The sequence below is a fragment of the Tenacibaculum aiptasiae genome, assembly GCF_965221665.1.
Taxonomy (GTDB): domain Bacteria; phylum Bacteroidota; class Bacteroidia; order Flavobacteriales; family Flavobacteriaceae; genus Polaribacter; species Polaribacter aiptasiae.
In genome coordinates this window covers 1189646-1208173 of sequence record NZ_CBDCSN010000002.1, presented here as the reverse complement: position 1 = coordinate 1208173, position 18528 = coordinate 1189646, and the positions used below count along the sequence as shown (strand labels likewise).

At 28.6% G+C, this 18528-nt stretch carries 21 protein-coding genes and 1 pseudogene; 1 reads left to right on the top strand and 21 read right to left on the bottom strand.

Annotation, left to right across the window (positions count from 1 at the left end; genetic code table 11):
* The 18 genes and pseudogenes from ACOQN8_RS05855 to ACOQN8_RS05770 form a co-directional block, all read right to left on the bottom strand.
* Nucleotides 1-495: an RNA polymerase sigma factor gene (locus tag ACOQN8_RS05855; RefSeq protein WP_420551975.1), complete on the bottom strand. Its 495-nt coding sequence runs from the start codon at nucleotides 493-495 to the stop codon at nucleotides 1-3.
* Nucleotides 488-1369, bottom strand: a complete 882-nt coding sequence (locus ACOQN8_RS05850) for an alpha/beta fold hydrolase (protein ID WP_420551974.1) — start codon at nucleotides 1367-1369, stop codon at nucleotides 488-490. Before ACOQN8_RS05850 ends, ACOQN8_RS05855 begins: the two co-directional genes overlap by 8 nt.
* 73 nt (nucleotides 1370-1442) lie before the next feature.
* The gene (locus tag ACOQN8_RS05845; RefSeq protein WP_420551973.1) at nucleotides 1443-2144 is read right to left on the bottom strand and encodes a hypothetical protein; all 702 of its coding nucleotides are present in this window, start codon (nucleotides 2142-2144) and stop codon (nucleotides 1443-1445) included.
* A 153-nt stretch (nucleotides 2145-2297) separates the two neighbouring features.
* Nucleotides 2298-2960, bottom strand: coding sequence for a CPBP family intramembrane glutamic endopeptidase (locus ACOQN8_RS05840; protein WP_420551972.1), 663 nt, complete (start codon nucleotides 2958-2960; stop codon nucleotides 2298-2300).
* A 113-nt stretch (nucleotides 2961-3073) separates the two neighbouring features.
* Complete coding sequence (locus ACOQN8_RS05835) at nucleotides 3074-3913, bottom strand: LytR/AlgR family response regulator transcription factor (protein ID WP_420551971.1); 840 nt, start codon at nucleotides 3911-3913, stop codon at nucleotides 3074-3076.
* An 85-nt stretch (nucleotides 3914-3998) separates the two neighbouring features.
* A complete protein-coding gene (locus ACOQN8_RS05830) occupies nucleotides 3999-4499 on the bottom strand; it encodes a hypothetical protein (RefSeq protein ID WP_420551970.1) in 501 nt (166 codons plus the stop codon).
* Nucleotides 4500-4524: 25 nt separating this feature from the next.
* Entirely contained in the window at nucleotides 4525-5271 is a 747-nt protein-coding gene (locus ACOQN8_RS05825) for a hypothetical protein (RefSeq protein ID WP_420551969.1), read from the bottom strand.
* Between the two features lie 18 nt (nucleotides 5272-5289).
* Nucleotides 5290-5673: a hypothetical protein gene (locus tag ACOQN8_RS05820; protein ID WP_420551968.1), complete on the bottom strand. Its 384-nt coding sequence runs from the start codon at nucleotides 5671-5673 to the stop codon at nucleotides 5290-5292.
* On the bottom strand, nucleotides 5670-5897 hold the full coding sequence (locus tag ACOQN8_RS05815) for a DUF7660 family protein (protein ID WP_420551967.1): 228 nt from the start codon (nucleotides 5895-5897) through the stop codon (nucleotides 5670-5672). The genes ACOQN8_RS05820 and ACOQN8_RS05815 overlap by 4 nt, the downstream gene beginning before the upstream one ends.
* 39 nt (nucleotides 5898-5936) lie before the next feature.
* Entirely contained in the window at nucleotides 5937-7175 is a 1239-nt protein-coding gene (locus tag ACOQN8_RS05810) for a hypothetical protein (RefSeq protein ID WP_420551966.1), read from the bottom strand.
* Between the two features lie 43 nt (nucleotides 7176-7218).
* A complete protein-coding gene (locus tag ACOQN8_RS05805; RefSeq protein WP_420551965.1) occupies nucleotides 7219-8058 on the bottom strand; it encodes a tetratricopeptide repeat protein in 840 nt (279 codons plus the stop codon).
* A 169-nt stretch (nucleotides 8059-8227) separates the two neighbouring features.
* Nucleotides 8228-8818, bottom strand: a complete 591-nt coding sequence (locus ACOQN8_RS05800; RefSeq protein ID WP_420551964.1) for a hypothetical protein — start codon at nucleotides 8816-8818, stop codon at nucleotides 8228-8230.
* Nucleotides 8819-8963: 145 nt separating this feature from the next.
* The gene (locus tag ACOQN8_RS05795) at nucleotides 8964-10031 is read right to left on the bottom strand and encodes an NAD(P)/FAD-dependent oxidoreductase (protein ID WP_420551963.1); all 1068 of its coding nucleotides are present in this window, start codon (nucleotides 10029-10031) and stop codon (nucleotides 8964-8966) included.
* 44 nt (nucleotides 10032-10075) lie between these two features.
* A complete protein-coding gene (locus ACOQN8_RS05790; RefSeq protein ID WP_420551962.1) occupies nucleotides 10076-12688 on the bottom strand; it encodes a LodA/GoxA family CTQ-dependent oxidase in 2613 nt (870 codons plus the stop codon).
* Between the two features lie 605 nt (nucleotides 12689-13293).
* Entirely contained in the window at nucleotides 13294-13515 is a 222-nt protein-coding gene (locus ACOQN8_RS05785; RefSeq protein WP_420551961.1) for a hypothetical protein, read from the bottom strand.
* Between the two features lie 578 nt (nucleotides 13516-14093).
* Nucleotides 14094-14822, bottom strand: a pseudogene (gene bla / locus ACOQN8_RS05780) (subclass B1 metallo-beta-lactamase); the annotation flags it as partial.
* Nucleotides 14823-14850: 28 nt separating this feature from the next.
* Nucleotides 14851-15537, bottom strand: coding sequence for a DUF6624 domain-containing protein (locus tag ACOQN8_RS05775; RefSeq protein ID WP_420551960.1), 687 nt, complete (start codon nucleotides 15535-15537; stop codon nucleotides 14851-14853).
* Nucleotides 15538-15675: 138 nt separating this feature from the next.
* Complete coding sequence (locus ACOQN8_RS05770; protein WP_420551959.1) at nucleotides 15676-16068, bottom strand: nuclear transport factor 2 family protein; 393 nt, start codon at nucleotides 16066-16068, stop codon at nucleotides 15676-15678.
* Between the two features lie 129 nt (nucleotides 16069-16197).
* Between ACOQN8_RS05770 and ACOQN8_RS05765 the strand changes: the two genes are divergently transcribed.
* Nucleotides 16198-17088 (top strand): LysR family transcriptional regulator, encoded by an 891-nt coding sequence (locus ACOQN8_RS05765; RefSeq protein WP_420551958.1) that lies wholly within the window; start codon nucleotides 16198-16200, stop codon nucleotides 17086-17088.
* Here the strand turns inward: ACOQN8_RS05765 and ACOQN8_RS05760 are convergent.
* From ACOQN8_RS05760 to ACOQN8_RS05750, 3 genes are read right to left on the bottom strand one after another with little or no spacing between them, the layout of a single operon-like run.
* The gene (locus tag ACOQN8_RS05760) at nucleotides 17085-17507 is read right to left on the bottom strand and encodes an SRPBCC family protein (protein ID WP_420551957.1); all 423 of its coding nucleotides are present in this window, start codon (nucleotides 17505-17507) and stop codon (nucleotides 17085-17087) included. The genes ACOQN8_RS05765 and ACOQN8_RS05760 overlap by 4 nt on opposite strands.
* 58 nt (nucleotides 17508-17565) lie before the next feature.
* Complete coding sequence (locus tag ACOQN8_RS05755) at nucleotides 17566-18135, bottom strand: Crp/Fnr family transcriptional regulator (RefSeq protein ID WP_420551956.1); 570 nt, start codon at nucleotides 18133-18135, stop codon at nucleotides 17566-17568.
* A gap of 50 nt (nucleotides 18136-18185) precedes the next feature.
* Nucleotides 18186-18473: a YciI family protein gene (locus ACOQN8_RS05750; protein ID WP_420551955.1), complete on the bottom strand. Its 288-nt coding sequence runs from the start codon at nucleotides 18471-18473 to the stop codon at nucleotides 18186-18188.
* Between the last annotated feature and the right edge of the window lie 55 nt (nucleotides 18474-18528).

The following is an 18528-nucleotide window of genomic DNA, read 5'->3' as shown; positions in this document are numbered from 1 at the left end:
TTATTTAATTTTTTTAGCCAGTTTTTTCTTGATTCGATTTACTCTTACTCCAACATTCGATATACTAATTCCTGTTATGTTTGCTACCTCATTATAACTAGTTTCTTCTAATATTAAACTAATAATTATTCTGTCAATTTTATTTAACGAAGCTATGGCTTGGTATAATTTGTTAACTTTTTCCTGATCGTAAACCGATTTTGTATTAATGGGCTCTGCTTTTAAATTTTCAGGTATTACATTAGTATGTTTGTTTTTTAATTTCTTTGTTTTATTTATGAAGGCGAGAGCTGTATTTGTGGTGATTCTATAGATCCAAGTATCTATACTACTTTCCTCTCTAAAGTTGCCTAGATTGTTCCAAATTTTAATTAAGACTTCTTGAAATAAGTCGTTTGCATCTTCTTCATTTCCCATAAAACCTAAACTAATACGATAGATTTTATCTTTGGAATGGTCGTAAACTTTAGTGAAATATTGGTCTTTGTTATTCATAAGCGAGCATAAACGATTTTATTTCTTGTAAAGTCCAATTTGGGTCATCTAGCATAATAAAGTGCTTCGCTTTTTTGGCAATTTTTATTTTACAGTTTTTGGCTGTTATAAATTGATTCTTATAATTTGCTTTTACAATTTCTTCTGTAAAGCCATAATTTTTTAAGCCATACCAACTACCTAAAACTAATATTGGGATGGTTACTTTTTTAATTTCAGGTCTTAAGTCTGTAATCATTAATTCGAATGTTGATTGAGCAATTGTTGCTCGGTCTGATTCTAATGACCATTTTGTAGCCAATTTAATATTATTTGAATCTGTAATCATCATTTTTAATGCTGTTTCTTGTTGAGCTGCAAATTGACTGTTTGAAGCAACAAGTAGCATTTCCTTCATCTGTTTGGCTTGTGGTTTTATATTCTGTTTTGTTGCATTAGGATTATATACCAATGGTCCAAAGGGATATGAATCGATGATTATAATTTTTGATAACAGTTTTGGGTATGTACTTGAAATTGATAAAATTAAAAAACCGCCTAAACTGTGACCTATCAGAATTGGTTTTTCGTTTAGTTCGGTTTTTATATATTTTACTATCTCTTCTTTTATTCTAGGTAAGAATCCCTTTTCTAAATTAATTGGTTTTTGTTTTTCAAAACCTGCTAACGTTAATATATGGCATTGATATTTCGTTTTTAACGAATCTACTGTTTGATTCCATACATCTCCTGAGCTAGCCATACCCGGAATAAGAATTATAGGTTTTCCTTTTCCTTTTGTTTCTACCTTAAATGGATATTCGTTTTTCTTAGTTTGTGAAAATGTAATATTTTGTATTAATAAGACTAATATTAAAATACCTAGTTGTTTCATTTTTCTTAATTGTTCTATTGTAAATATTATTTACTCTTTAGATTAACAACCAAGATATTTATTACACTTTTTTTTAAGGTTTTTTTGAGTTTGTATGTTGGTTGTTGTGGCGAAAACTTGTAAAACCACGGTTTGGACAAAATGTATAGATATTATCTTGATTTCTTTTTTTTCCTTCTCCAACTGTCCATCGAAATGTAAGGCAATGATTAGGTCCGTCTAGTTCTATAATTTCTATTCTTGTTGGTCTGCGTGATGGATAGGTACGTACTTCTCCTTGTTTCCAATATCCTAGTGGAAATTTACTTCCTAATCCGTCATATGCTCTTTCTCCCCATTGTTTTCGTTTATCATAAATTCTAACCAATCCATCTTTTGAATTGTTAATGGTAAAAAACGATTCTACATTCCCTCCTCGTTTGGTGTTATATATTCTTCGGTAATAGGGAATTTTATTACCTACCCATTCAATTTTTGTGTTGTTCTTTTCTGTTTTGAAAGGTCCTGTAATAGTATAGTTAGTGCATCGTTTTCCTGTTAACGGATGACAAGAAGTAGCTGTGGTAGCAACTTTTTTTAGTGTTAATTTATGTTTTCCATCCCATTTAGCTCCTGTAAATAATTCCACAGGAATGAATCTCTTTTTTGTGGATTTATTATATGCTTTTTCCCAATAATTCTTTTCTTCTGTGCTTGTTAAAACTTTGTTTTTTGTCTTTTGTCCGAATGATATGTTACTGATACTCACTATTAGGAATACTGCTAATAATCTCATTTTACTACTTTTTTAATTTAAAAGTTCAATATTAATTATGTGAAGCTTTTTAAAAAAAAGAGATGTAGTCAACTGTAGAATTCATGTTATGAAATGCTATTTTGATGGTAATTCAAAAGAAGAGTTATAAATACTAGAGTTTGTTTGGTATAATTATACCAAACCAAAGTATATACATATGAGTGCTATGGTATCAAAAAAACCATGTACTGCTATAATAAACCATAAATCGTATTTACGTAAGTAATATATGAGTGCTAAGAGTGCTCCTACTATTCCTGTAACTAATTGCCCTGTTATTCCTTGATAACTGTGCATAAAGCCAAAAAAACAAGCTAAAAGAATAATATTAAGAGCAATGCTTACTTTGCTTTCTCCAAAGAATTTTACAAATTGTCGCATGAAATAACCACGAAAGATAATTTCTTCTCCAAACCCGGCAGTTGCCCACACTAATAATAAAGCCACTAAACAGGCTGGAAGATTTCCTTTTAATTGATCAAAAGCTGAATAATCTATTGGTGCTCCTGTAAGTTTTGTAATTCCAGGAACTAATATTAATACATAGAAAATAAAGAGTGCCAGTGCAACTAATGGTGCTAGTATAAAGATGTTTTTGGTGGTAAATTTTTTGCGTTGAAAACCAAGTTCTAATAATGCTTCTTTTTTATATTCTATATAGTTTGCTATAATAACTAATATTGCAATGACTATGTTTTCTATGTAACCTATACTGAAGGGACCAAACCATAAAGTACAGATAATTATAATGGTAATTAAAGGGATTAATGTTTGTTTTAAGGTGATTTTGTTCATTGTTTGGAGTTTTTAATTCGAAACGAAATAATGAACTAATTTTTTTAAATCCCTTTTAAATACTGATGTTTTTGCTGAATGGTCGTGAATTTTTACTGAATAGTCGATATCTTTTATTGATACCAATTTAAAAATGCTTTTCGTTTGTAACGACTGATATTGATTTCGGCTATTGCATCATTTTCAAATGTTGTTTTTAACTTAATTAGCAACTTACCGTTTTCAATTTTTTCAACTTGATCTACTGCATTTTTATGAATGATAATTTTACGATTGGCTCTAAAAAATAACTGGTCGTTTATTTTTTCCTCTAGTTCATTTAATGTAAAATCGGTATTAATTGTTGTTCCATCATTTTGTACTGCAAAAACAATTTTATTTTCAATATAAAAACATCTAATATCTTCATAAGTAAGTTTTGTTATTTTTGTAGCGTTTTCTATAGTTATTTCTGCATCTTTTAAAGAAAACTTATATAAATTATAGATGTCTTGTGCGTAGAATAAGCTGATGAAAATAAAGCATATTAATAAGGTGATTAATAATCCTATTAATAAATAATAAAATACTCCTATTTGTCCTCCTGCAATTATATTTAAAAGGATATTTACAGGTATATACATGATGGCTATGTACCCTAGTGTTGAAATTATAAACCAGGTTATAGTTTTTATATCTACCTTTTTTGAGAAATGTTTTTTCTTATAATATTTGAAATTAAAGTCTGCTATGATTCCAATAAGAATTGATAAAATAATTGTTGAAAGAAACCCTTCTATAGGAAACCTATAAGATTCACTAGTTGGAAAACTTTCTCGTTTAGCTAAATGATTTACGACTAAAGAGAAAAAAATTAATATGACTACCTTCTGAAACCAATACCATGTAGCACTATTGATAAATTTATGCCATGTTGTTTTTATTGTATTCTTGGTTGGTTGTATAGAACTCATGGATTAGAAGCTATTTTTAATCCAAAAATAAAGAATAATTTTTGCTATGTTAGTATTGTAAATGTATGATAGGAATGCTTTGTTTTTAATCTTTTATTAAGTGTTCAATATCTTGGGTAGTAAAAATGTAAGAAAACCCATTTCCATCTGCTCCCATTGCTTCTGCATTTGCAATAACTATTTTGAGTTCTTTGAATAGATAATTTCCATGTTCTATTTCTTTAAACTCATATCCTTGAGAGCTTAGTTGATTTAAATAGCTGGTGATATCTTTTCCAAACTCCATTTCTATTTTATTTATTTTAACCTTAACACCCCAATGAATTTCTAATTCTTGTAGTTGATTGTTTTTATTATAATTTAAAAAGAAATAGTTTTCTTCTTCTTTAATGTTTTGATAAACATCTCTTCTTTGTTCTATGTTATGACTTGTATCTCCATCAAAGAATTGTGATACTTCTATAGTTTCATCTTCTTCTTTGTGCTTATCCTTTAACTTTTGTCTGACTAATTTTCTGTCTTCATTCCAGTTGAATATATCAGTATTTATTTTGAATCCTTTATTTGGTAATATTTCTAATATCATCCTTTGTTTGGTTTAGACGATTGTTTTAATACTTATAAGTAAAGTATTCTTCTAATTTTTCAGAATCATATTCTATTATTTCTCCTGTTGTAGCATTCATTTTAAAATGATGTTTTACTTCTGGAAAACAACTAGGCCCAAAAATACTTCCATTTCTAACTAATGTATTTGTCTCCCAAATAAAAGATTTAGTTTTTTTATCGAACCATAATTCTATACTGAGTTTTTTATATGGAATTTTTCTACGAATTAACTCTGAATGTACTGAGTCTATTGGTATTGTTTTATTGAATACTTCAGTTGTAGGGAACTGAATGTCTTTAATTATTTTTCCATTTTTATCTAGCATTAAATTCAAACCAATTTTTTCGATTCCGATTTCTGGTTTTTTTAAGTGATATGTTGCTGAATATACAGGAAATGCTATGATTGTATCACATTCTTCTTTTTCTTTTTGTTGTCCTAAAAGAGATACGATATCATCTGAATTTCTCTTAATTTTAATTGGCTTATTTGAAAATACATTAACGTTTTTAAATTCCAGTTTTTGAAAAATTGAATCTCCTAACCTTTGTTTGAAGTAAGCTTTTATGTTATTATGTATGTCAGTTGGAATTTTGTCTAAAGTATTTAATTCAGCAGAATAACAGCTGTTAATGTTTTTATAGGATTCTAACTTTGAAACTAATTGAGGGTATTTATCTCGTGAGTATTTATTACACGATATAAGAATGATGGTAATAAATAAGAAATGTAATATTTTATTTTTCATCTAGGAAGTAGCAATTTGTTATAAACAAAGTTTTATTTCTAAAGGGTATTTTTTTCCGTTGATATAGGTTTTTCCTAAAATTATAATCCAATTATTTAGAATACTTATATTAACATCAACATCATTATGTTCCATAAAATATAATGCTACTTCATAGTTATTTTGATTTTGTTCGTTGATAACAATTTGTTTGCTTTTACCTAAATCTATCTGATGTGCATAAAATTCTGGTGGATATAATCCATAGCTGAATTCAAAATTTTCTTTATCACATAATTGATCGAAGACATTTTCATCTGCTTTTATGGTTAAATCAATTATTTGATTTCCATTTATTTCAATAATACTTTCGTTACGATCTATGGAGAAATTATAATCTCCTATTGAAAATCTTTCTTTCATTCGTATATTTTTGCTCCTTCTAATATTGTTTTGAAGTTTTGCCAGCTAGGCTTGTCTGCATTAATATTCATTTTCATATTATCATAATAGCCTTGAATATCTTCTGTATATGCCTCCATTGCCTCTATGAAATCTTCTAAGGTCTTATTCTCCCAATCAGATTTATTTTCTTTTAAATCTTTTCTAAACTCTTTTAAAAAGTTTATAAATTCAATTCTAGTCACTGTGTTTTCTATTATTTCTTTTTCAGTTTTTGTAAGCTATTATATCTTTATTTGCTTATAGAATTCTTCAGGAAAATTTTTGATTGATCGTTTGAGTTTAGTTTTTAATCTGTTTTTTTCATTTTGTTCTATATGATTATATATATAGTTTTTCATAATATAAAAACATAAGACTCTATTATATAAATCTAATTTTTTGTTTTCAATAATTTCAAATAATTGATTTTCAACTTTACTTTTATTTTTCGTTTCCGATAATGCTCTTCCAATTCTTCTAATGTCTCCATTATAATGATTTTCAGAAGGGTTTTCAACCCTCAAAGAGGTACCAATGATTAAATCTAGGACATTAATATTTAGTTCTTCTAGTTCTTTAATGTAAGTTTTTCTTTCTCCAAAAGCATAACTTCCATCACTAACCCTTTCGAAGCGATCATTCATAACATCTAAATGTGCTCTTAAGAAGATTTTCCAATTTTGTGTTTCTGCTGAAACCATTGCAATATTTATAGCGTGTTTTCTTGGTCTGCTGTCCTGACTACAACTTCCAACCACGCGAGTACTTCTCAATTTATCTAAAAGTTTTTCTTGTTTTTTCTTGTGTTGTTTTTTCCAGTTTTTAGGTAAATCAACTCGTCCAAATTTTAAATCATCTTTAAATTTTGTAGTAGTTGTATCAATTAAACAATCAGCATAACTAATCATTTTAGCATATTGTACTGGTAATGTTTTACTCTCCATTTTATTTGGGAAATAAAAAGCTGAGATTTCTTCCTCTGAGTATGAATCTTTTTTATGGTATTTGAAAATCCATTTAGAAAGATTCTCTACTTTATATTTGTCTGTTTTTTTATTAAATTTAAGTTTAGAATTATAACCATTATTTAAGTTAATCATAGTAAATTCAACAACATCTTTATTTTGGTAATTCTTATAATTATATTTAACTATTAATACATTTCTAGTAATTTTAGCTTTAGGATATTTTTTTTGAAATAAATCAATATCAATATTGTTTTCAATATCTCTTTTTGCTTCTTTGACATTGTGTTTTTCAATATTAATTTTATGTCCTACTATTTGATATTTAGATTTAAATTTTTTTTGAACATTACATGTTTTAAAATTTAAATTTAATGAATCAACTACTTTTTTTAATTTGTTTATTGTTGATTCACTATAAATTAATCCGTTTTCTTGAATTTCAAATTCTCCATTTTGAGCAATTGAATATTGAAAAGTAAAAACTATTATTAGTATCAAGATTCTTTTTTTCATTTCAGTTTTTTTATTTGTAAATTATAATGTGTTAGTTATTATATTATTTACTCATATCTTTTTTCATTCTGTTAGCATATTCTCTAATCATATTGTTTTTTATATCAAGTTTTGAAAGTTCTTTATACCATTTTTTGAATTTTTTTTTGTCTTTTTGAAAGTAAAAATACTGTAAGATATTATAGCAATTTTCAGCATCGTATTGTTTGTTTTTTACTATTTTTTTTGCTGAATTATATTGTTGTACTGCTTTTTCAATTTTATTGTTTTTAGTTAAAGTATAGATATATTCTTTATTGACATAAGCATTTGAAGAATCTTTTTTTATATGCTTTTTTAAAATGTTTTCTGCTAAACTATATTGTTTTAAACAATTATAAGAATAAGCAAGTTCGACAGTAAGCCCTTTGTATTTTGGATTTATTTTTTCAGCCTTTTTAAGAAAACTTAAAGCTTTTTTACATTCATTCCAACCATTATACATGAAGCCCCATTTATAAAGCCTTTCAATTGAATTTACATTGGTTTTATAGTATTTTAACCAATTAGGAATAGAATCTATTTTAAGTTCAGAAAATTTCCTTTTAGGAATAAAAGCAATTAAAACATTATTAGGTTGTAATCTGACCTTCATATTAGCACTGTCAAGTTTTGTTGGAATGAATTCTCCTTTTGAAGAAATACTGAATGTTCCTTCATAGTTCAAAGTTAAACCAGCTTCTGGATCAATATAAATAAACCCATAAGGATATGTATTGTCTTTATTTTTTTGAAATACAACCCACTTATCTTCACTTTCAACAAAACGTTTGTTGAATTTTAAATCAGATTGTGCAGTTAATTTTGTACTAATTAGAATTAAAAGTAATAATAGATGTTTCATTTTTTTATGCAATTTTTGAATATAGTTATTAACTTTGATACAGATTTTAAAAGTAGATTTTTTTTAATAAAGGTTATATTATAAAAATAAGTAATCCAATAAGTTTGTATACTTAATGCAGGTTAGTATTTCAAGTTTAGAATTGTCGCGTTGATTTTAAGAAGTATTTCTATTTTTTATTTCCTTTAAACCTTATCTCGTTTGCTTTTTTAATATTGTCAGCTGTTTTAGTTATTATTTGTATTAGATTGATTTCTATTTTATTGTTTGATGTTTTTATTTTGGCAGGAATGATTTTTAAAATAAAGTTTTCATCTATTAGAAATTCGGTTTTATTACTTTCTAGCACTTTTTCGTTTATTTGATAGAGTGTTGGATTTTTATCTAGTGTCAAATGTTTTTCTGTAAGGCTTTTTAATGTTATAAAGTTTGGTTTATAGCCTGATTTCATTTCTACTAGAATCTTACCATCGTAGGTTGTTCCGTTTTTTTCGAACTTCTTCTTTTCTACTTTTAGCGTTTCTATTTTATCTGAATTTATAAAGTCTAAGGATGATTGATTACCTATAAAATTTCCATTTACAAAGATTCCTACAGGGCTTTGATTTTGGTAGATACTTTTTGTATTGTTTATTACTCTTATTTCTGAATCGCCCGAATAAATTGGTTTATTATTGATTCGCTTTTGTTGTATATTTTGACTAAACAAATTGAAAACTTGTAATATTATTATAGTTAAAGCAAGAATGTTTTTCTTCATAGTTATTTTAGTTGATGTTTATTCAAATATAAACTATGTTTTCTTGTTTTGGTACTGCTAATGAGTGAACTCGGCTTTTTGATTAGTTTTCCTGTCTTTTGATTCAATTAACTTATTGTTAGTGTTGTTTTTTGTAAGTAGGGGTTTATATTTTTATTAAATTTTTCTCTTTATTATATAACTTGTTTTTTTGTTTTAAATATTCATTAAACAGTAAAGAAAGAGTGTTTTCATAATTTTGAAAAGATGTAGTTGAATGATTTGTAGTATAGGATTCAATTGCTCTTGATGCAATATTTGCACAGTAGATTGCATTAGAAACTCCATGTGAAGAAAGTGGATCAAAGGCGATGGCTGCATCTCCTATAGCTAACCAATTTGTACCAGCAATTTTAGAAGCTCTTGACGAATTTGCCTCTCCTCCTATAATTTTTGAATTAGGGTTATCTGAGAGAAAGTCTTTTAATAGTTTTGTATTTGAGAGTAGCTTTTTCCAGTTTTGATATTTTTTTAGTTGAGGAAGTAATGGACTTTCTTTTTTCGTATAAAGAGTTATACCATTTATATCCTTATTTAAAGAAGAAACAATACCCCACCCGTGTTCAAATGTTTCTACATATACCTCATGCATTAATTTTGGATGCTTGTAATAAGGAAGGTGACAACTCAATGCTATTTGATTATCGAATTGTTTACTTGTAATTCCAATTTGTTTTAAAACAGCTCTATTTCTACCAGTTGCATCTACTATTATCTGACTGTTTATTGTATACTGGCAATCTTTATGTTCAATTTTAAGCCTAACGTTTTCATCTGATCGATTTATTTTAATTAGATTATTGAATTGAATTATTTGATCTGTTACCAATTTTTTTAAGTCTTTAAGTATTTCTTTTTTATTCAATTTTAAACCATATTTATATGGATTGTGGTTAAAGAAATTATTGGTAGTAAGTGCTTCTGAGTTCCAAATAGAATGATAACCAAAGGTCTTACTGGAACTCTTTTTGAAAAGTTCCAGTAAGTTCAATGATTCTAATAAAACTAATGCAGATGGTGGTAATGTTTCTGGTATTTCGAGTAATTTTCTTTTTTCTACTCGATCTAATACTACATGGTTAATTTTCTTTTCTTTTAAAAGATTAGAAAGTATTAATCCAGCAATTCCACTGCCAACAATAACTACTTCTGTATTTATAGTTGTTTTGTTCATTAGTTTGATGTTACTTAAGAATTAATTTAGCTTTTGTATATGGGTTATTTTTGAAATACATAACAAGCAATACCTTCATCTTTATATCCTTGCTCCAACTTTTTATTTCTATCAGTTTTCGAAGTAGTATAATAATGATCTACACCATTATAAAGTCTATAAAAAGGGATGGTATCTTCTTCTAAATTCAAATAAACAAAACCAGCAACTCCTTCTAAAGTATACCCATTTTTTTCAGCATTATCTCTTTCAACTACACTGGCTGTATAAAAATGATCTGCTCCATTGTAAAGACGATAGAAAGGGACACTGTCTTTTATTTGCGATAAATAAACACGACAAGCAATTCCTTGTGAAGTATAACCTAGCTCTTCTGCATTATCTCTTTCATTTGCAGAGTCTGTGTATAAGTGTTCCTTACCATTGAATAGCTCGTAAAGAGGTTTTTTTGTTGCTGTTACTGCATCTGATGCATCCATTGATACGTAAACTGTTTTAGGATAACCATCTAAATCTAATGCTCTAGCAGAAACCATTCCTATTTGATCCCATTTGTAAACCATATTGATTAAACCATTTAAATAGCCTCCTTCAGCATGGTAGCCTACAAATCCTGTATCTGTTGTATGAAGCCACGGTAAACGATTTGCATATAAATTACGTTTGGTGTCAGGTAAAGGAGCTGTATTTGTGGTATCTTTAATTTGCTCATAACTTTCATGATTTAGCACATCTATTGGTAGGTTTGCTGCCCACCATGCTGGTACTGGATATTGACTGTCTGTCCAAACAGCTTGACAACTTCCTGCATCTGATTGCCATGGTATTCCCATCCATTTTGTAAGATCACCTGGAGTTATTTTCCATAACCAATAATATTCTGGATTATTTTTATCCATTGATTTTTGTACATCATCTGGTGTCATAAGGAAACCAAAATCTTTAAAGAATACCTCCTCTTGTTCTTTTCCGGATACTGAGTTAATACGAATTTCTCTTAACCCAAATAGATTATATTTCTCTTCTTTTCCATCACTAACAGCATCGAATTTTAATGTGTTTTCACAATACATTTGGTTGTGACGCATTGGCCAAGTTAACTCCACTCCTGGATGAAATCCTCCTCCATATAATGTTTCCAAAACAGCACGTGTCATTAAAAGTGGCGCTTTTAATGGAGAACCATCTTTAACAGATTCTGCCGCGTTAATAAACTGACTTTGATAGTATTCTCCTAAAGCTATCATTGGATTTAAATTAGTTTTCTTTTCAACATAGTCTTTTAGGCTTTCTGGTGTTGTAAAGTTACCTTCGCTCCATTGTTTTAGTTGATCATAAAGCATTGGTGGGATGGCAAACCATTGTGCTGGACTTCCTGGGTAATTAATTCCATCACCAACATAATACGGTAGTTGAAGAGGAGTTGAACCAACACCCAAAGTATTAAAATCTGTGATGTCTTTGCTTGGAATTATTGGCTCGTTAATATAATCGTACCTTGGATTTCTGAATAGTTGGAAAATTGCCTCACGAGTAGCTTGACTTTCTTTACCAGGGGTGTATAGGTAGCTAAAATTTCCAGCAGCTGTTAATTGGTCAATTTCTTCCTTAAATGATGGGGAAAGAAAGTCTCCTAAATTTACCCATTGCATTTGGTAAAACTTAAAAAATAGTGGTAGTACCATACTTAAACAAGATGCTTCGTCTGTTTTAAGTTTTTCTGGATCAGCTCCAGTTACTAGGTCGTACAATGAAGAAATAGGATTAATCTGTGGAGCATAATCTGGTGGTGCAGTTGCTATCCATGCTGCAGCTTCTGGATCACTTAAACTATATGTTTCTCCAGTTTTTATATTTGTAACTTTTGCTGTTACTCGTCCATCACAGATATCGTCATACCAATTAGAATTATCGGCAAAATCTGTGTTAAGGTTTGATGGATTTAGAGAAGCCGAAATACCATCTCCACTGTAAAAAATAAGTGACCCTTCATGTTCTGGGTTCTCAGCGTCTTTGTCGTATTCTATTGTACCTAAACTTACTTCTTTTGATACTGTTCTCATTTTCGAAGCAATCTGGCTATTATTCTCTCCATCTCTAGGAAATGGGAATAAACCACCTATTTTCATTTTTTCATTGGTAAGTGAAACAGATGCGTAATTAGGTCCGTTTATAAGTTCTTTTCTTGAATTTGGAATATTTTCTCCTTTGTCATTCCGAAGAATATTTGGATTTCTTGAACTTGCACTTATACCTGGAGCAATACTATCTTCGTAAAAAGTTTTACTTAAATTTTTATTATTTTCTTTCCCTTTATTACCCTTATCTAAATTTACTGAAAGGTCTAAACTGTTATTAAAGTCGTACCAAAATGGTTTTTTGTTGGCTACTTCAACAGACCATTCAATTTTGTAATCTTTTGGATGAATTTTTTCTATTGGATTTCCTTCTTTGTCACATTTATAAATGTAAAAACGTTGTGCTTGTTTTTTTAAAGCTCCATATGGAGTATGTGGTTGAAGGTTTACATCGAATAAGTTTTTCCAAGGTACTTCTGGGCTGAAAACTACTTCGTTTTTATTTGCTGGTCCATTTCCCATTCGGGCTATTCCGATTGATGGATAAATTCTAAATTTTGGGGTTAGTTGATCTTTCATTTCTTTTGATTTATAGATGTTTAGTTGTAATAGTGGTCTATTCAAAGTTGATGAAATAATACATTAAACCTTAGAAGAATGTTGTGAAGACTAGTTTTTTGGGTATGAAAGCAATAAGTAGAGGTATAAAAGAGAAAAAGCGTACTAAACCTTTTTATATTAAGGCTTAATGACGTTTTTAATCAAATATTATACTAATAATAGTGAAACTATTCTGAAAGGTATGCTTCTATAAAAAGCAATTTAATAAAGTGAACTATATGTCTAATTATAATGAAGGAGTGAAACACTAAAGTGTAAGTTTTTAGTTTTTCATCTTAACTTTCTTCTTTAGTATGAAGTTATAAAGCGTTGTTTATTTTAATATATTCAACAACTTCACTTTTTGTAATTTAACCGTTTTTGATCCTTTTCAATAATTCCTTATTCCAATAAATAGGTTTTGATAATCCAATTATAAAAAGACCTAAAATTAGCTTTCCTTTTGATAGAGATATTAGGTTGTTAATAGTATTGGTATAGAATAAAATTCCAATAAAAATTATAGCAATAGCAGAAGAAAACCATATTGCTTTTCCTTTCAGGTTTTGTTTGTTTTTTGCTTTTCAGGTTATAAGTGCTATAGGAATTATAACTGTAGGATAATAAATAAATCCTGTTGCATAAGATAGAAAACCTAGTCGAACTATTAAATCTTTTCGATTAGCACTTATAAATTCTTGATAGGTGTAATGATAATAACCATTTATCAATACTATTAAAAAACCAAAAGAAAATATAGCTGATGCTAAAAAGAAAAAATATGGTTGTAAATTATCTTTTTTCATTACTCTATTTCATAATTTCCATTAGCCCATTTTGCTGCTGGTTCTATCCATTCTTTTAGAGGTTTGAATAAAAAACCATGTTTCATTCCCGTATGTAGCTCTATTTCTTTAAAATGTGCTATTTCGCATGTTGAATTTTGTTTTCGCTTGATGGCTGATTGTCCAAATGGATCTGTTTTTTCATAAATGTTTAAAATATTTCCACAGAAGTTTATTTCTGGAATATTTTCTAAATCACTGTTTTGAAAACTTGCCACAAATACAAAATTCAATTTTGGATTGTTTGCCAAGGTTGATACATACTGTGCTATATATCCTCCTTTTGAAGTTCCTACCACTGTTATATGCTCTGGTTTAATTCCATTTGTAACTAAACTGTCTATTTGATTAACAATCTTCGATGCATATTCTCTTGCATTTACATTGCCTTTTCTTTGTTCACTTATTACAGTTAATTTTCTTTTTTCGAAGGCTGCTATTATTTCTTTATATTCTGTTCTTCCATATTCTGGATGTGATTCTTCTAAATCGTATTCTTCTAAAAATCGATTATGTAAGAAGAATACATATTTTTTCTTCTCTTTTTCGAATAGTTTTATGGTGTAATCTAAGAGCTCTGTTCCGCCGCTTTTTCCATGTCCTGGGATAACTATTTTTATGTCTGTTAGTTCTTTTTTTAGCTTTTTTACACTTGTTGGCCATGCTGAGGTATTGGCATCTTCTAAGTTGCCTTTTGGTGCTTTTACTTGTTTTATAAAGCAGCCTCCAAACAATACTTTTTCTGATGGTACATAACCAACGATATTATCTTTTGTATGTCCTTCTCCATAGTATTTTGCTAGTATTGTTTTATTACCTATTTGGAATTCTTTTTCTTTTTCAAAACCATTTTGTGGCAGTACTTTTTCGTTGTTTGCTCTGGCAAGCTCAATTGTTTGTTTGGTAGCATAAGACTTTATTCCTTTTTCATGAAATTGTTCTAAAGTTGCCAAACAATCAATATGAAAATGCGTTGCTATTACTGCTTTAACTTTTCTCTTTCCTATCCAGTTTATTAGTTCTTCTGTTGCTTTTTTATTGGTTGGAGTATCAAATATAATTGCTTCGTTTCCATTTAAATATACCATTCCATTACATGGAACTGACCCCCAGCTTTCTGTCTCTAAGTATGATATATGTTGATAAACATTGTTAGCTACTTGTTTTATTTTTAATGTTTCCGATTCATAGTTTTTTGGTTCTTGCTTATTGGGTTTACAAGCATTAAAAAGTAATACATTTATAAGTAGGTATAATAAGTTTTTCATAGTTGTTAAAAATAAAGTCGTAGTATATTTATAAACCTTTTAAATCGTTAATTGTATATAGCTTAAATTCAACATCCATATCCTTTACATATTCCTCAACGTTTTGCTCAAAACCTACTTGTTTTCTCCAGATGTTTACTGAATCAGCATTTTTTAACGGCCATAGAAAGTAAATCCATTTTCCACTTTTGCTTTCTTGACCTCTTATTTGTGTTCCGTAAATTTGTTCACGTCCTTGGTTCATTAAATTTCTATCTTCCATCATTGCTAAAGCTGCTTTTGAAATATCTCCGTTTTTGGAAGCTTCTCTTATAATTGGTAAGTATTTATCTATTTTTTCCGAATGCTGAACTACATAAAAAACAGCTTTGTTTGCTGGTTCTCCAACCATAGATTTATTTGGATACCCATATTTTTCTACAATTTTTTCTACCTCAATTATATTAATACTATCTATTTTACGCATTAACTCAAAAGTGTCATTTCCTTCGAATTCTAATTCTTTTAAATTTAACTTAGCGTATAATTTTGTTTTTTGTTCTTTAGTTAAATTACCATTTACTATTTGTCTAATTCCTTGATCTCTTAGTAGAATTTTTTCAAGCTTATTTTTTAATTTCGTATTAATTTCAATTTGTTGGTGATTGGTTTTGTCCTTTTTCTTGCAACAAGTTAATATTATGAATACTAGGAAAACTAATCTGAATAATTTCATTTTCTATTTGGTTATAATGTTAACAAGTCTCGAATATAGTTAAAACTCACTTTTAACCATTACTGTTTTTATTAGTTAGCTGTCTTTTATATTTAAATTAACATTCTTAATAAAGTTCTTTTAAATAGTTTTTGATGTTTACTCCTCTATAACTTTTTCGAGGTGCCATATTTTAGAAACTATTTGCCATCCTTCTTCTCCGTTTACAAATCCTAGGTGATCTACAAATACGTTTTTATGTGCTCTAATTCTTATTTTGACTGTTGCACATGCTGGCGATAACCAATCAATCATTAAAATTTCAGCTGCTAATTTTTGTCCTTTGCTTGCTGGCGATATTCTTCCCCCTACATCTTTGCTAAAACTTGCTATTGGTTCTACAAAAAGCTTTCCTTCATCTACATCAAAAAGGCTGGAGCTTTTGTGAAATATTTGATTTAATTTTTTAGTGTCGCAATAATGAATTGCATCGAAATAGGTTTGTACTGCTTTTAGTAAGTTGTTTGTTGTATTGTTTTTTTGCTTCGACATAATTTTAATCTTTTTGTAAAATTAGTTTGAAAGTAGTGGTGTTTTGAATTTAGAAATTGAAGGTTTTTATTTCTTAACTGAATTTTTTTCAACTAAGCTTTAACCTCTAAATCGTTAACTTTGTGTGACATGGAAATCAAGTATTTTAGACTTATTAAAACAATTGTTGAAGAAGGTAGTATTGCCAATTCTGCCAATAAGTTGTTTTTAACACAATCGGCTTTGAGTCATCAATTAAGAGAATTAGAAGAACGTTTAGGTTTTAAGGTTTTTCTTAGAAGTCGAAATAGATGGAAATTGACTGATGAGGGTGCTGAGTTATACAAATTAGGTAACGAAATTCTTGAAAGTATTGAAAATGGTTTTCGAAATATTGAGCAGTTAAGAATGGGGTCTGTTGGTACCATTAAATTGAGCACTGAGTGTTATAGTTTTTATCAAGGCCTTCCAGTTTTTGTACAAAAAATGGGACTTCTATATCCTGAAATTACTATTGATTTAATTTTAGAAGCGACACACCAACCTATATCTAAAATTTTATCTAATGAAATTGATATTGCTATTGTTACCTCCAAACCCGAGAATGATACTTTATCGAGTATTGAAGTTTATGAAGATGAGGTTTTTGCTATTATGCATAAAGAAAACCCTTTTAGCAAAATGGATTTTTTAGATGTAAATGATTTTACTAATCTTCACTTAATTATTCATTCTTTTCCTTTAGAAACGGTTTCTGTGTATGAACGCTTTTTAAAACCCAATAAAATAATTCCTAAAAAGATTTCAGCGATTCCGTTAACAGAAGTTGCCTTGGAAATGGTTAATGCAAATATGGGAATATTATGCATGCCTCAATGGGCGGTTAAATCATTCAAAATTTCTGATGATTTGGTTTTTAAACGAATTGGGAAGAATGGCTTAAAAAGAAAGCATTATTTGGTTTTTCGTACAGCAGATACATCGAAGAAATTTATTCACGATTTTATCTCTAACTTTCAAGATAGTTTTTCGAAGGACTAGATATTTTCTGCTCGTAATTTTAATTCGTTATTCATTTGTTCAAAACCTGCTTTAGTGTTTTTATCTAAACTTTTTGAAAATAAAGGAACCAAAATTCCACTGAAGCTTTCACTTTGTTCAAAATAAGTAGTTCCATTTCCGTTGTCTGTGAGTTTGAATTTATGCTCTCCATCAAAAAGCCCATTAAACCAGAGACTACCAAGCCATTTTAATTCTAGATTTTTATCCAATGTTTTAATTATAGGATTGAAAGTCATCCCAGAAAGTTCCACATGAATTCTGTTTCCAACCTTAATTTCTCCAGAAATAACTTTAATAAAGGAGTTCCATTTCGAGTAATTCTCAAAATCCATAAGAACGTTCCAAACTTTCTCTTTGCTAGCGTTAATTGTAATTGATGTTGTGATTTGCTTTGCCATATTGTTTGAGTTATATAACAAAGCTAGATTGAAATTGAAGTGATGCTCTTGACAAAAATCAAGAATTTTTCTTGTTTCGTATTCTACTAAACGTTTCTGGAGACATTCCTAACATTGAAGCAAGATATTGTAAAGGAACTTGATTGAAAAGCTCCTTATTATTCTCAAAAAAATGATGGTAGCGTTCTTCTGCATTAAGTGATAAATGACTGAAAATTCTATCTTCTAATTGGATAAAACAACTTGCCATAAATTGCTTTTCTATTTCAGCCCAATTTGGAACTATATTGTTCAAAAGAGCATAATTTTCTTTATTTATGGTGTATAGTTCACAGTCGGTTAATGCTTGTATATTCCATCTAGCTCTTTGTTTAAAATTAAAACTGTATAATTCTGTTAAGAAATGTCCTTTGGTAGCAATCCATTGTGTTATTTCTTTGTCATTAGTCTTAGCAAAAAGCCTAACATATCCACTTTTTACAAAACTTAGTTTTTCGCAGTATTGTCCTGATTTAGTATAGTATTCTCCTTTTTTAAGCTCAGACTCGTTAAAAAGCGATGTTATTTTGTCTAAGTTTTGGTTTGTTATTCCAAAGTAGGATTTAATATAATTTTCTAAATCTGTCAATTTTGAGTGAAATTTATGTTGTCAGTATTTACATGTAGTAAGTTAAATATTTATTCAATTAAGAATTTTAATTCCTCGCAAGTTTTACTTGGTATAAATTCAGTGAATTCATAGTCAGCTAGCTCATTTTTCTTAAAAGGGTCTTTTTCGATAATCTTTTCTAATATTTCTTTTGATGTAACTTTGGATAATATTATGCCTCCTGTTCTTGGTATTTTTCGTCCTGAAGCTAAGAAGTGACCTAACTCATATTGTTTATTTAAAAATTCAATATGTTCGCTAAGAAATTGATCTACTTTTTCTAATTCTGTTTTATAAGTTAGATTTATTATGAACATCTATTTTGTGTTTGTTTCTTTTCAATTTTTTTCTAATAAGAAAGCTTATTTTTCA